Here is a 14,657-nt window from a genome sequence, read left to right as displayed (position 1 = left end):
TGGAGGGCAATCCCCTGTGGGTTTCAGCTGGCGACTTCGTAACGGTCGCGGTCAAATGACATGAGGCCGGAGGTCTTTTCAAAAGGCTCTGCGGGGCTGAAGAGAAAGCCCTGAACCTGATCGCAGCCTTCCTTTTGCAGACAGGCAAGCTGTTCGCGCGTTTCCACGCCTTCCGCTGTGATCTTCATGCCCATGCTGGCACCCAGTCCCATGACAGCGCGAATAATGGCAAGGCTGCCCCGGTTGTGTGGAAGATCACGCACGAAGGACTGATCGATTTTGATCTTGTCGAATGGCATTTTGCGCAGATAGCTCAAACTGGAATAGCCCGTACCGAAGTCATCAAGGGCGATGCTGACACCCATGGCGCGGAACTGGCGAAGCAGGGATATGGCCGCGACATTTGCTTCAAGAAACACCGATTCGGTGATTTCGAGTTCAAGGCGATTGGGCTTCAACTTGTTCGTTGTCAGCGCATCGCGGACAATGGATGCAAGGTCCGAGTGGCGAAACTGGATGGCCGAGATATTGATCGCTACGTTGATATCATCTGGCCAGAGAACAGCTGTTCTGCAGGCTTCCTGAATGATCCATTCGCCAAGCGGAATAATATTGCCGGTCTCTTCAGCGATCGGGATAAAAATGGCTGGCGAAATATAGCCATGCACCGGGTGCTTCCAACGCAGTAGCGTTTCAAATCCGACTGTCTTGAGCGTTATGGCCGAGACAATCGGCTGGAAATGCAAAATAAATTCCTTGCGGGCCAAAGCCCCGCGCAGATCCATTGCGAGTGCGCGCTTTGCCTCAATGCGGGCATCCATTTCCACTTCATAGAAACGATAACTGTTCCGGCCTTCGTTCTTGGTGCGATAAAGTGCCAGATCAGCGCAACGCATGATGTCATTGACGCTGTCTGTCGGCGCAAGAGCAATACCGACGCTGATATGAATGTTGATCTGGATACCATCGATCCAGAATGGCTGAGAAATCGTCTGGACGAGATCCTGAGCCAAAGTTGTTGCATCCGCATGATCCGCGCCGGGGGCGAGGATGGCAAATTCGTCACCCGATAGACGCGCCACTATGTAAGTGGCTGGTGATGTGCTGCGCAGCCGTTCTGCAACCTGTTTCAGCAGTTGATCACCGATACCATGGCCAAAGCTGTCATTGACCGTCTTGAACTCATCGAGGTCGATACAGAACACAGCAAATCCGGCAAGACCCTCTTCAAGTTCTTTGGTCGCCTGTGAAAGCTGATCCGTGAACAGGGTTCTGTTGGGCAGGTCAGTCAACACATCATAACGGGCGAGATAGGACAGCTGATCTTCCGACTGTTTGGCGGCTGTCACGTCGGAACCAACACCGCGATAACCGCAGAACTGTCCGGCATTGTCAAAAATCGCCTTGCCGGTAAGTGACCACCAACGGGTCTCGCCCTTAATGTTGATCGGCAGGATGTGATTGCGGAACGTCGTGCGGTTCTCGATGGCCTGCCAGATGGAGCCGACTTTTACCGCTTCTTCGGCGTGCGACTGGTCAACCTTGAAGAGTTGGGCAAACGGCATTCCCTGCAATTGCTTGGTGGTTTTTTCAGCGATCTGTGCAAGCCGGGGCGAGGTGTGCTGAAGTTTCAGATCTGCATCGGTTTCCCAGATCCAGTCGCTGGCGTTCTCTTCGAAGTCATAAAGCAGCAGACTGATAACTTCCTTCTGCTGCTCAACCTTGATCTGGTCGAGCGTGCGCATAACGATCAGATTGCTCATGTGAACAATGGTGAACAGAATGAAGAGTGCGTAGATCGCCAGCAGAATCGCAATGAAAAGAAAGAAATCCTCACCGGTTGAGGCGAGGGCGAAGAACGAACCTGTGATAATCGCCCCCGAAAAGGCAATGGCTGCAAGTGGAACCACAGCGACACCAATGCCGGTTGCCATCAGGCCTGCGGCTGTGCAGGCGATAAGTAACCTATGGTAAGCATCGGCTTCCAGAAACAACATGAGCGGGATGCTGGCCAGACATAAGCCATAGCAGGCGGATGTGATGATCAGATATTTGATGCCGTCAAAGCTAAGTTCCTTGACCTTCGGCACCTTGTACCATTGCCAGCATGCAAAGAGCGATGCAGCAGTCATCAGGGTGACGATTGTTGAGAGGCTTCCCAGATAGAGCTTATGTCCCTGATCCCAGAAGACAAAAGCCACAACGAACACCACACTCATGGCGACAACGACGGTAAACGGCGCCAGTCTCAGCGCCACATCCATCTGTTCAGCATAGACACGCCGTTTGACAGCAGGGTTGATCGTTCCCCGCATGCCGAACATCGACCGGATAGCGTCAGGTGTATGGAAATTCGACAGTGGCACCCACGGACCTCAGACAGGCGAGTTCATATTTCCCTATGCTATTTTTATTACGTTCGGCATTGGTTAATTTGCTTACCATTTTTTATAATAGTTACCAATGTCTTTATGGTTCTATGGTTTATGCCGCAGCAATATTGCATTCCCGGCAAAATGTTTTGTAATCCCCACCTGTAAATCGACAGATGGATACTTGTCATAAGTAAAAAGTAAGGCTTACGAGGTCAATATTTGTAATAAAACAAGGTATAACCAGAATACACGACGAATTTGTTGCGTATCCCACTGCTTACGGGCGCCAGCAGCTCACAGTTGGTTGCTCGCTCCCTTTGGACGCGCAGAAATCTCCTAGCTGCGTACTGCGAGAATTGCAGGCAGCAAACCGGGGAAAACCTCGGCGAGTTCATTATCGCGCAACTCATTGATGCGGGACGTTCCGTCATTGCGTGTCTTGATAATGCCAGCTTCGCGCAGCACGCGAAAATGATGCGACACGCTGGATTTCGGGCGCCCGTTTTCAAGCGCTGCGCAGCTTGCTTCACCCTCTCGCGCAAGCTGTCGAACAATCGACAGGCGGATGGGGTCGCTCAAGGCGTAAAGCACAGACTCGAGTTGCACTTCGGTGATCTGGGGGTGACGATATTCTCTCATAAACTCTTTCTAGCACAAAATTTTGTGTATTGCTATTGTTCGAATTATATCGAACTATAGAAATATGATTGGCGCGGAGCCAAAAGATTTTTAAACCGGAGTAACAGTATGGCCTCTCTCTTCGACCCCTTCACTTTGAAGGATGTGACATTGCGTAACCGAATCGCGGTGTCGCCCATGTGCCAGTATTCGGCAAATGATGGCGTGATCAACAATTGGCATCACGTTCACCTCGGTGGGCTGGCGCGTGGTGGTTCCGGGCTGGTGATTGTTGAGGCAACAGCCGTCTCGCCGGAGGGCCGTATTACGCCGGGTTGCGCCGGGCTTTGGAATGACGAACAGGCAAAGGCGTTTGCGCCTGCGGTGCAGACCATTAAGGATGCGGGCGCCGTTCCGGGCATTCAGATTGCCCATGCGGGACGCAAGGCCAGTGCCAATCGCCCATGGGAAGGCGATGACCATATTGCCGAAGATGACGCACGTGGCTGGGAGACTATTGCACCATCGGCGGTTGCCTATGGGGGAGGACTTCCAAAGGTTCCGCGCGCAATGACCAAGGCTGATATCGAGCGGGTACAGCAGGCATTTGTTGATAGCGCGAAGCGGGCGCTTGCCGTCGGTTTTGAATGGCTGGAACTGCACTTCGCCCATGGTTATCTCGCCCAGAGTTTTCTGTCTGAGCACTCCAACAAGCGCACAGACGAATATGGTGGCAGTTTTGAAAACCGCAGCCGTTTTCTGATCGAAACCGTTCGCGCTGTTCGGGCTGTCTGGCCTGAAAACCTGCCACTCACAGCCCGCCTCGGCGTTATCGAATATGATGGACAGGACGAGAAGACGCTCAGCGAAGCCATTGAGCTTGTCAAATTGTTGAAAGACAATGGCCTTGATTTTATCGATGTCAGCATGGGCTTCTCGCTTGGCAAGACCAGCATTCCATGGGGTCCGGCATTCCTTGGACCAGTCGCAGAACGGGTTCGCCGCGAAACCGGTCTGCCAGCCTCCACATCCTGGTACATCAGCACCCCGCAGGAAGCGGATGCGCTGGTACGGGAAGGCAAGGTTGATCTGGTCATGCTGGCCCGTCCGTTGCTGACTGATCCGCATTGGCCTTTCCGTGCCGCCAAGGAACTTGGTGTCGAAAAGCCGTCATGGGTTTTGCCATCTCCCTATGCCCATTGGCTGGAACGCTATCGGGCCGCGTAATCTCAAATTATTGATTTTCGTAAAGCCGGGAATGGAATTCTCCATTTCCGGCTTTGCTTGCGGCCCACCGGCATGGATTGGATTGTTCTACTGTGTTTTTAGCATAGGATTGCCGGAACCAGCTTAAATAAGAAACAGTCTGCGTGTCCCGCTTTTGCAAGTTCTCCTAGTGTCACAGGTGATTAATCCGTCACCAACACAAGGACGAAAACCATGGCAGTCCATTTGCATCCTGAGACTATCGCCCTGCATGCCGGCTGGCGGGCTGATCCCGCAACCGGTGCCGTGGCAGTGCCAATCTACCAAACCACATCCTATCAGTTTCGCGATACGGAACATGCAGCCAATCTCTTCGCGTTGAAGGAACTCGGCAATATCTATACGCGCATTGGTAACCCGACGACTGATGTGCTGGAAAAGCGAATTGCGGCACTTGATGGTGGCATTGCCGCACTCGCGGTTGCCTCAGGGCAGGCGGCTTCGGCGATTGCTGTCCAGAACCTTGCGCGTTCAGGTGACAATATCGTCAGCTCCACCGATCTTTATGGTGGCACATGGAATCTCTTTGCCAATACGCTGAAGGATCAAGGGATCGAAGTGCGCTTTGTTGATCCTCAAGATCCGGAAGCGTTTCGCCGGGCGACGGATGAGCGAACCCGCGCCTATTATGCAGAGACACTCCCCAATCCGAAGCTGACTGTATTTCCAATCGCCGAAGTTGCCGCCATCGGCCGCGAATATGGCATTCCGCTGATCGTAGACAATACGGCGGCACCGCTGATTGCGCGCCCTTTGCAGCATGGCGCTGCTATCGTCGTTTATTCCACCACCAAATATCTGGGCGGCCATGGCACTTCCATCGGTGGCATCATCGTCGATGGCGGCCAGTTCGACTGGGAGAAATTTCCGGAACGTCAGCCCGCGCTCAATACGCCTGATCCAAGCTATCATGGTGCGGTCTGGACAGACGCCGTCAAGCCCATTGGTCCGGTGGCCTATATCATCAAGGCGCGCGTGACACTGTTGCGTGACCTCGGTGCAGCGCTTTCACCTTTTAATGCTTTCCAGACGATACAGGGGATCGAGACGCTGGCGCTGCGGCTTGAGCGTCATGTGGAAAATGCCAAGAAGGTTGCGGATTTTCTTGCAAAGCGACCGGAGATTGCCAAGGTTATCCATCCATCCCAGCAGAGCGGGATCGATCGCGAACGGGCGGAAAAATACCTTTCCGGCAGTTTCGGTGGTCTGGTCGGTTTCGAGCTGAAAGGCGGTTTGCAGGCCGGGCGCAAATTCATTGAAGCGCTCGAACTTTTCTATCATGTTGCCAATATCGGCGATGTGCGAAGCCTCGCCATTCATCCAGCCACAACCACACACTCCCAGCTTTCACCGGACGAGCAACGCGCAAGTGGTGTTTCTGAAGGGTATATTCGCCTTTCGGTTGGCATCGAACATATCGACGATATTCTCGACGATCTGGAGCGTGGCCTGAACGCATCAAAACTTGCACTTGCAGCCTAATCTGAAACCTGTGGTTGGTTGGAAATATGGTTGAGGTGTTGTAAGGTTCTGGAGTGAGGGACGGACTTTCGCCCGTCCCTCTGTTCTAGCTAGTGAATTGAACCCGGAACATCAGCGTCCAGCCGGTCCGGGTTCTTTTCACCACTAGCGTGACGCTAAACGGTTTGTACCGCATAGAGCACCTCCAGATTTGAGAGCAAGGCCGTTGCCGCAGTCGAGAGGCCCATCTTCTCGATACACCGGCTGGCTCAGTGCGTGCTGCTTCACCCTCAAACGGATTGCGCGTAAAAACGCCTGCTCAACGCTGCCTGCTTTTTCGAAGCCGCGCCAGAAATGCAGAGTTGAATCTTTTGAGGTAAGCGGTTGTTCTAACAAGGAAGTTTGGAACTAAAGTTGAAGGTATCTCATGCCACTTGAAAGTATGATCTGAAACCTGTGGTTGGTTGGAATTCCCGATGAGGTGTTGTAAGGTTCTGGAGTGAGGGACGGACTTTCGCCCGTCCTCCGGGACTAGGTTTTGAATTGAACCCGGACGATCAGCTGCCAGCCTGTCTGGGTTCTTTTCACCACTAGCGTGACGCTAAACGGTTTATACCGCATAGAGCACCTCCAGATTTGAGAGCAAGGCCGTTGCCGCGGTCGAGAGGCCCATCTTCTCGATACACCGGCTGGCTCAGTGCGTGCTGCTTCACCCTCAAACGGATTGCGTGTAGAACGCCTGCTCAATGCATTGCCTGTTTTCATCCGGCCTTGCCAGAAATGCAGAGTTGAATCTAGTGAGGTAAGTGGTTGTTTTTAATAGTTATTTATAACTAAAGTGGCAAGAAAACTGCGTTGTTCATGAGAACAATTCAGACCACAGTTCGATGAAATCAATATTTCTTCCGTCGAAAATGTTCATGCTTGTCCGCAGGCCCTATCGAAATCTCGACCTGATCGGTATAGACAGTCGCAAACAGACAACAGGGCGGCTGCAAGTGCAGCGCAAATGAGTATGACAACGTTGGTACAAAAGACGGGAGAGGCTGCTGACAAGGGGTTGGCCAAAGCGGCAAATCCCATGGTGGTGTTTGAAAGTGTTTCCAAGCGGTTTGCTGCGGGGCGCACCAGCGCGGAAGTCGCGGCGCTGGATGGTGTTGATCTCACGGTCCCGCGCGGTTCCGTGACAGGCATTATCGGGCGCTCGGGTGCGGGCAAATCCACATTGATCCGGCTGGTCAACGGGCTGGAGAAACCCACCGCGGGCCGCGTCATTGTTGATGGTGTGAACATTGCCGAGCTTGACGAGAAAAGCTTGCGAGACGTGCGCCGCTCAATCGGCATGATCTTCCAGCATTTCAATCTGCTTTCGTCGCGCACAGCGTTCGACAATATTGCGCTGCCGCTCGAGATCGCCGGTATCGATAGACAGACTATTGAAAAGCGCGTGACACCGCTGCTTGATCTTGTTGGTCTCTCAGACAAACGCAACCGTTACCCATCCGAACTTTCAGGAGGGCAAAAGCAGCGCATTGGTATTGCCCGTGCTTTGGCAACGGAACCAAAACTGCTTTTGTCGGATGAGGCGACGTCGGCGCTCGATCCGGAAACGACACGTTCCATTCTTGCCCTGCTCAAGACGATCAACAGGGAGCTTGGCCTTACGGTTCTTCTGATTACCCACGAGATGGAAGTGATCAAAACCATCGCTGATCATGTGGCGGTTATCGATGGCGGGCGCATTGTCGAGCAGGGGCCAACCTTCGATGTTTTCACCGGTCATACCCATGCAACCACGCGTTCGCTGCTCGGCGGTCTCGCAGGTCTGCACCTGCCGGAGTTTCTGACGCGGCAGATGGTGGAAGAGCCAGAGCCGGGTCTGCGAACGATTCTTCGCATCATCTTCAAGGGTGAGAATGCGACAGAGCCGATGCTTGCACGGCTCGGCAGCGATCTTGGTATTGAGGTCAATATTATGGCGGGTGCGGTTGACGAGATTGCCGGTCGTCCTTTTGGTATGCTGGTTGTTTCACTGCTGGCCGATGAGGCAAGGATAGTCGAGGCCCGACGCTTTCTCGCCGATCATGGCCTGTCATCGGAGGTTGTCGGTTATGTCCGCTGATATTTTCGCACTGCTTTTGAAGTCCATGGGCCAGACGCTTTATATGGTTGCAGTGGCCGGCCTCATTGGTTCGTTGTTTGGTATTCCGCTGGGCGTTTTTCTGGCGACCAGTGAGCGGGGCGAGCTGTTTGCCGCGCCTTCGGTCAACAAGGTGCTGGGGCTTATCGTCAATGCCGCCCGCTCGACACCCTTCATCATTCTCGTTGTTGCCATTATCCCATTCACGCGGATGATTGCCGGAACCTCAATCGGCACGACGGCGGCTATTGTTCCGCTGACCATTGCAACCATTCCCTTTATTGCGCGGCTGGTTGAATCGGCGATCCGCGAAGTTGATCCGGGATTGACGGAAGCGGCCCGCGCTATGGGGGCAAGCCCGGTTCAGATCGTGTTCAAGGTTCTGCTGGCGGAAGCGCGGCCCGGTATTGCATCGGCGTTAACACTGACCATTGTCAGCCTGATCGGTTATTCAGCCATGGTCGGCGCCGTTGGTGGTGGAGGTCTGGGCGATCTCGGCATTCGTTATGGCTATCAACGTTTCATGCCTGACGTGATGGCTGTCGTGGTTCTTGTGCTGATCGTGCTTGTTCAACTTGTCCAAAGCGCTGGCGACCGGTTGGCGCGGCAGTTCGACAAGCGCATTCGTCCCCGCTGAATTGAGTTTTGTTAAAACAGGAGAGTAAAATGTTGAAGAAAATCCTCGCCACGGCTGCGCTGGCGGCAATTCTCAGCGCCACCAGTGCGCTTGCCGAAACGATCAAGATTGGCGTGACGCCCGGCGAACACGCGCAGATCATGGAAAAGGTCAAGGAAATCGCCAAGCCAAAGGGCCTTGATATCGAGATTTTCGAATTTTCCGACTATGTCGTGCCCAATCAGGCGCTGAACGATGGCGAGCTTGATGCCAACTCGTTCCAGCACAAGCCCTATCTCGACAACCAGATTGCCGACCGCAAATTTGATCTGGTTGATGTCGCCTACACGGTAAATTTCCCGATGGGCGTTTATTCGAAGAAGGTGAAGAGCTTTGATGAACTGGCCGATGGTGCAACCATTGCCATTCCGAACGATCCGACCAATGGCGGCCGCGCGCTGCTCATCATCGCGGATAAAGGCGCCATCAAGCTGAAGGAAGGTTCCGGCCTTAAAGTCACGCTTGCCGATATCGTCGAGAACAAGAAGAACTTCAAGTTCGTCGAGCTCGATGCAGCCCAGCTGCCGCGTTCGATCGATGATGTCGATGCCGCCGCGATCAACACCAATTATGCGCTTGAAGCTGGTCTTGATCCGATGAAGGACCCGATCCTGAAGGAAGGCGAAAAGGCACCTTACGTCAATCTGATCGCCGTTCGTAAAGCCGACAAGGATAAGCCTTGGGTCAAGACGCTGATCGAATCCTACCATTCCGACCCGGTCAAGCAGTTCATCCTGGACAAGTACAAGGGTGCTGCTGTTCCAGCCTGGTAAATGATAATCTCACTCCCTTCTGCCTTGATGGTAGAGGGGAGTGATCTCTCTAAAACGCCTTAGAGGCGCTTCCCGTTGCCGCCAAAAAGGTGCAGCTTTTCCTTGGGGATGATGACCCTGAGATGATCATCGGGCTGTGATACCGAACGACCTGCAACCCGGACGACAACCCGTTCGCCGCCGATAATGCCATAGACATAGCTTTCCGCACCGACAGGCTCGACACCGAGCACTTTGAGGTCAAGCAAAAGGCCGCCAACATGCGACTCGGTCCCGGTGGCAACTTCCAGATCTTCCGGACGGAAACCGATGATTGCGTCCTTGTCGGTCACCGCAAGACCCTGCGCGCCGATCCGGGTGCCGTCTTTCAGGATCAATCCCGAACCGTCTGATGTCACCGGAATAAGGTTCATTGGCGGGGCGCCGATAAAGCTTGCCACGAATGTGCTGGCAGGCTTTTCGTAGATATCCAGTGGCGCGCCAATCTGTTCGACAGCACCGGCATTCATCACCACAAGAATGTCGGCGAGCGTCATCGCCTCCAACTGATCATGGGTGACATAAACGCTGGTCACGCCGAGCTGGCGCTGCAGGTTCTTGATTTCGACACGCATCTGACCGCGCAGCTTGGCATCCAGATTAGAAAGCGGCTCGTCAAAGAGAAACACTTTCGGGTTGCGTACGATGGCACGGCCCATGGCCACGCGCTGGCGCTGGCCACCTGACAGTTCCTTCGGGCGGCGCTCGAGAAGATGCGTGAGTTCGAGGGTCGCGGCTGCCTCACGCACCCGCTTGTCAATCTGATCCTTCGGCATGCCGCGGTTGCGCAGGCCATAAGCCATATTGTCATAGACTTTCATATGCGGATAAAGCGCATAATTCTGGAAGACCATGGCGATATCGCGCTCGGCCGGTCCGAGATCATTGACGACCTTGTTGTCGATCTTGACCGTACCGTCAGTGATCGATTCCAATCCGGCAATCATGCGCAGAAGCGTCGATTTTCCGCAGCCTGACGGGCCAACAAGCACGCACAACGCGCCGTCCTTGATTGCGATGTCGACGCCTTTGACCGCCTCGACGGCACCGGCATAAACCTTGCGGACATTCGTAAGTTCAACACTTGCCATGTGAGATCATTTCTCCGTTTCGACCAGACCGCGCACGAACCAGCGTTGCATCAGGACAACGACGAGGACCGGGGGGAGGATGGCCAGAATGCAGGTCACCATCACCAGATGCCATTCGGTATCGGCATCGGCGAAGGAAATCATTTTGCGCAGACCGATGACGATGGTTGTCATGTCATTGCGATTTGTCATCAGCAGGGGCCAGAGATATTGGGTCCAGCCGTAGATGAAGAGGATGACGAACAGCGCTGCGATATTGGTTTTGGACAAAGGAAGCAGGATGTCCTTGAAGAAGCGCCATGGCCCCGCACCATCAACGCGCGCCGCTTCGACCAGTTCGCCCGGTATGGTCATGAAGAACTGGCGGAACAGCAGCGTTGCCGTTGCCGATGCCATGAGTGGAACCGTAAGGCCCGTATAGGTGTCGATGAGACCGAGATCGACCATGACCTTATAGGTTGGCAGGATGCGCACTTCGACCGGGAGCATCAGCGTGATGAAGATCAACCAGAAGAAGATCATGCGGCCCGGGAAGCGGAAAAACACGATGGCATAGGCTGACAGAATCGAGATGATGATCTTGCCGACGGCAATTGCCAGCGCCATGATCGTTGTGTTGATGAGCAGGCGGCCAACACCGACGCCGCCGATACGGCCAATGCCGCCGAAAAGCGCGGTTGTATAGTTTTCCCAGAAATGCCCGCCGGGCAGCAGCGACAACGGCGGACGCATAATGTCCTGCAGCGACTGTGTTGATGCGATAAAGGCGTAGTAGATCGGGAAGGCGACGATCAGGATACCGATAATCAGGACGATATGGGCCACGATACGGCTGATGGGATTGTTCTGGATCATGTCTTTTCCCCTCAGCCGTAATGAACTTTGCGCTCGACATAACGGAACTGGATCGCCGTCAGACCGATAACAATAACCATGAGGATGACTGATTGCGCGGCGGAGTCGCCAAGGATCAGATTGACGAAGCCGTCATTATAAACCTTGTAGACCAGTGTCTCCGTTGCCTTGCCGGGGCCGCCGCCCGTAACGGCGTGAATGATGCCGAACGTGTCGAAGAAGGCGTAGACGGTGTTGACCACCAGAAGGAAGAACGTCGTCGGGGCGAGCAGCGGGAAGACGATGGTCCAGAAACGCTTGGTTTCACCCGCGCCGTCAATGGCGGCAGCTTCAATCAGTGATTTCGGAATGGACTGGAGCCCGGCAACGAAAAACAGGAAATTATAGCTGATCTGCTTCCACGCGGCGGCAGCGACCACAAGCAGCATTGCCTGACCGCTATTGAGCAACGGGTCCCAATTGTATCCGGCAGAGCGGATCATATAGGCAAATGTGCCCATGGATGGATTGAACAGGAACAGCCAGAGCATGCCGGCAATGGCCGGAGCCACCGCGTAAGGCCAGATCATCAGCGTGCGGTAGATGCCTTTGCCGCGGATGACCTTGTCGGCCATGACGGCAAACATCAGGGCAAAACCCATGGCGATCACGGCTGTGGCGATGGAGAAGACGACCGTCACCTGAAGCGAGTTCAGGTAATTGGGGTCACTGAGGATACGTTTGAAATTTCCAAGTCCGACAAACTGGGTCGACAGGCCAAACGGGTCTTCCCGCAGGACCGACTGGCGGATGGCCTGGGACGCTGGCCAATAGAAAAAGACAATCGTGATGGCGAGCTGCGGCGCCAACAGGAGATAGGGCAGAAACTTATTTGGAAAGGTGACGCGCGTTGACGATGCCATGATTGCCCCTCTTGAAAATTATCCCGCCCGCTGGGAATGCGGACGGGATGTTCATGAACAGGCGCTTACTGGCCGTTAGCCTGTTTGATGGCTGCATTGCCGCGCTTGACGGCATTGTCGAGGGCCTGCTGGGCAGTCTGCTTGCCGGAGAGCATATTCTCGAACTCTTCGTTCTCGATATCACGCACCTGTGGCAGATTCGGCAGGCGCACGCCCTTGGAGTTCTCGGTCGGTGCCTTGCCCATCATCTGCTTGATCGGAATTTCGCGGGCGGGGTTCTTGTCGTAGAAACCCGACTTCTTGGTTTCCTCGTAAGCGGCAAGCGTTACCGGCAGATAGCCGGAAACCTGATGCAGGCGGGCCTGAATGTCGGTGCGCGACAGGAAGGTGAAGAAGGCTGCTACACCCTTATATTCGGCATCGGTCTTGCCGCCGAATACCCAAAGGCTGGCGCCGCCGGGTGTTGTGTTCTGTGGTGCGCCCTTGGCATCGGGATCATAGGGAAGCTGGCCGGTGCCGTAGTTCATGCCAGATTTGACCACGTCGCCGAGACCGCCTGACGATTCAGTGAAGATGCCGCATTCGCCCGATAGGAATAGCGGCTTGGCTTCGGACGTGCGGCCGCCGTAACGGAATGTGCCGTCCTTGGCCAGATCGGCCAGTTCCTGAAAATGCTTGACGAAGAGCGGAGCATTGATCTTCAGTTCGACATCGGTTCCGGCAATGCCGTTTTCATTGGTGCCGTAGGACAGATTATTCCATGCGGCGAAGTTTTCCGTGTGAATCCACGTCAGCCAAGTGGAGGTGTAACCGCATTTGGCCGCGCCGCTGGTCTTGATCTTCTTGGCTGCTTCCCAAACCTCGGGCCATGTCTTAGGCGGGTTATTTTCGTCAAGGCCTGCCTTCTTGAAGATATCCTTGTTGTAATAAAGGATCGGCGACGAACTGTTGTAGGGGAAGGACAGCATGGTGCCGTCAGGCTTGGAATAATATGCAACGATTCCAGGCAGATAGAGGCTCTTGTCGAACTTTGCGCCACCCATGGAGAGGATGTCGGCAACCGGCTTGATAGCGCCTTCAGCGCCCATCATGACGCCCGTTCCAGCGTCGAAAACCTGCATGATGTGCGGCGCCTGCTTGGCACGGAACGCGGCAATGCCTGCATTGAGTGTTTCGGGGTAGGTGCCCTTGAATACAGGAACCACCTTGTATTCGCTCTGGCTCTCGTTGAATTCCTTGGAGAGGGTTTCAACAACCTCGTTGTTGGCGCCCGTCATGGCGTGCCACCAGCTGATTTCGGTGAGGGCGAAAGATGAGGTGGAGGATGCAAGGATAAGCCCGAATGCGAGGCTTAGCGAAGTGCCGCGAAATGTCATGTGTGTCTCCCATAATGAGGCGTCATCTAGAGTGCGCTTACGGGCACTATCCTCATTATGTGACAGAGAAACAACAGTTTTATAACGTTGGCCTAAAGTCTGACACCGAGCCTGTGGAAAAAATGCGCAGCTGTTCACTTTTTGCCGGTCAGATCAGGGTAACACCGGCATTGCGCATTTTTGTGACCATGGCGGCAAGCGACCCGCCCATGTCGATGGCACGGCTGGCATCGAGCAGCACATCGGCAGAAAAACCGTGGCTTACGGCATCCAGCGCCGAATAGGCGACACAGTAATCCGTGGCAAGACCGACAAGGGTCACATTGGTGATTCCGCGTTCACGCAAGTAACCGCCAAGCCCGGTTGGGGTCTTGCGGTCATTTTCGAAAAAAGCCGAATAGCTGTCGATGTGCGGGCGGAAACCCTTGCGAATGACGAGTTCAGCTTTGGTCCAGTGCAGATCGGAATGAAACTCGGCGCCCGGTGTGCCCTGAATGCAATGATTGGGCCATAGGGTCTGGTCACCATAGGGCATTTTGATCGTATCGAAGGGGGCCTTGCCGGGATGGGTGGAGGCAAAACTGGAATGACCCGCAGGATGCCAATCCTGCGTGAGGATCACATGATCGAACCGGACGATCAGCTTGTTGATGATTGGAACAATCTCGTTGCCGCCATCCACTGCCAGCGTACCGCCCGGGCAAAAATCATTCTGCACGTCGATAACAACAAGCGCATCCTTGGCCATTTCACTTCTCCGATTGCTTGGATGGAAAGTATCGCCAATCGGAGAAGGCCGTCAACTCGGGTGGTGCTCATGAGGGAGATGGGTGCGGGTTGAACTTGTTGTGCGTGTTTCTTGGTTCGTGGTTCGACAAGCTCACCATGAGGGAGAGGGGTGATGCAACGCTAATCGCCAACGTTGTAGAATTTAGCTCCCCACCCCCTACCCATCTCTGCCATCCACGGGAGGACATACCTCTACCCGTCATCCTCAGTCCTCGGGTTTAACCCGAGGATGACCCGAGGACCCACCGCTAAGGAGGTCAGACGAATGTGGACGCTCGATGCATTTTAAATTGTGG

General features: G+C 54.4%; 12 protein-coding genes. 5 read left to right on the top strand and 7 right to left on the bottom strand.

Features of this window, described 5'->3' with window-relative positions; all coding sequences use genetic code 11:
* Positions 1–23 precede the first annotated feature (23 nt).
* Positions 24–2,366 (bottom strand): putative bifunctional diguanylate cyclase/phosphodiesterase, encoded by a 2,343-nt coding sequence (locus BLU05_RS04030; protein WP_091877901.1) that lies wholly within the window; start codon positions 2,364–2,366, stop codon positions 24–26.
* Positions 2,367–2,711: 345 nt separating this feature from the next.
* A complete protein-coding gene (locus BLU05_RS04025; RefSeq protein ID WP_091877900.1) occupies positions 2,712–3,014 on the bottom strand; it encodes an ArsR/SmtB family transcription factor in 303 nt (100 codons plus the stop codon).
* Between the two features lie 108 nt (positions 3,015–3,122).
* Between BLU05_RS04025 and BLU05_RS04020 the strand changes: the two genes are divergently transcribed.
* The 5 genes from BLU05_RS04020 to BLU05_RS04000 all read left to right on the top strand — a co-directional run bounded on the left by BLU05_RS04020 (position 3,123) and on the right by BLU05_RS04000 (position 9,309).
* On the top strand, positions 3,123–4,220 hold the full coding sequence (locus BLU05_RS04020) for an NADH:flavin oxidoreductase/NADH oxidase (protein WP_091877899.1): 1,098 nt from the start codon (positions 3,123–3,125) through the stop codon (positions 4,218–4,220).
* A gap of 213 nt (positions 4,221–4,433) precedes the next feature.
* On the top strand, positions 4,434–5,741 hold the full coding sequence (locus BLU05_RS04015) for an O-acetylhomoserine aminocarboxypropyltransferase/cysteine synthase family protein (protein WP_091877898.1): 1,308 nt from the start codon (positions 4,434–4,436) through the stop codon (positions 5,739–5,741).
* Positions 5,742–6,801: 1,060 nt separating this feature from the next.
* Positions 6,802–7,842 carry a methionine ABC transporter ATP-binding protein gene (locus tag BLU05_RS04010; RefSeq protein WP_091878492.1) on the top strand — a complete coding sequence of 347 codons (1,041 nt, stop codon included), beginning with the start codon at positions 6,802–6,804 and terminating at the stop codon, positions 7,840–7,842.
* Positions 7,832–8,497: a methionine ABC transporter permease gene (locus BLU05_RS04005; protein WP_091877897.1), complete on the top strand. Its 666-nt coding sequence runs from the start codon at positions 7,832–7,834 to the stop codon at positions 8,495–8,497. The genes BLU05_RS04010 and BLU05_RS04005 overlap by 11 nt, the downstream gene beginning before the upstream one ends.
* 32 nt (positions 8,498–8,529) lie before the next feature.
* Positions 8,530–9,309: a MetQ/NlpA family ABC transporter substrate-binding protein gene (locus BLU05_RS04000; protein WP_091878490.1), complete on the top strand. Its 780-nt coding sequence runs from the start codon at positions 8,530–8,532 to the stop codon at positions 9,307–9,309.
* 59 nt (positions 9,310–9,368) lie between these two features.
* Here the strand turns inward: BLU05_RS04000 and ugpC are convergent, their stop codons facing one another.
* From ugpC to pncA, 5 genes are all read right to left on the bottom strand, one after another.
* Positions 9,369–10,439 (bottom strand): sn-glycerol-3-phosphate ABC transporter ATP-binding protein UgpC, encoded by a 1,071-nt coding sequence (gene ugpC, locus BLU05_RS03995; RefSeq protein WP_091877896.1) that lies wholly within the window; start codon positions 10,437–10,439, stop codon positions 9,369–9,371.
* 6 nt (positions 10,440–10,445) lie between these two features.
* Positions 10,446–11,294 carry a sn-glycerol-3-phosphate ABC transporter permease UgpE gene (gene ugpE / locus BLU05_RS03990; protein ID WP_091877895.1) on the bottom strand — a complete coding sequence of 283 codons (849 nt, stop codon included), beginning with the start codon at positions 11,292–11,294 and terminating at the stop codon, positions 10,446–10,448.
* 11 nt (positions 11,295–11,305) lie between these two features.
* Positions 11,306–12,196 (bottom strand): sn-glycerol-3-phosphate ABC transporter permease UgpA, encoded by an 891-nt coding sequence (gene ugpA, locus BLU05_RS03985; protein WP_091877894.1) that lies wholly within the window; start codon positions 12,194–12,196, stop codon positions 11,306–11,308.
* 65 nt (positions 12,197–12,261) lie between these two features.
* Positions 12,262–13,572 (bottom strand): sn-glycerol-3-phosphate ABC transporter substrate-binding protein UgpB, encoded by a 1,311-nt coding sequence (gene ugpB / locus BLU05_RS03980; protein WP_091877893.1) that lies wholly within the window; start codon positions 13,570–13,572, stop codon positions 12,262–12,264.
* A gap of 148 nt (positions 13,573–13,720) precedes the next feature.
* Complete coding sequence (gene pncA / locus BLU05_RS03975; protein WP_091877892.1) at positions 13,721–14,320, bottom strand: bifunctional nicotinamidase/pyrazinamidase; 600 nt, start codon at positions 14,318–14,320, stop codon at positions 13,721–13,723.
* Positions 14,321–14,657: the final 337 nt, after the last annotated feature.

It is taken from the genome of Phyllobacterium sp. OV277, from assembly GCF_900104355.1.
Classification (GTDB): Bacteria; Pseudomonadota; Alphaproteobacteria; order Rhizobiales; family Rhizobiaceae; genus Phyllobacterium.
Note: the sequence above shows the minus strand (reverse complement) of the source record. Positions and strands in the feature narration are given on the sequence as shown.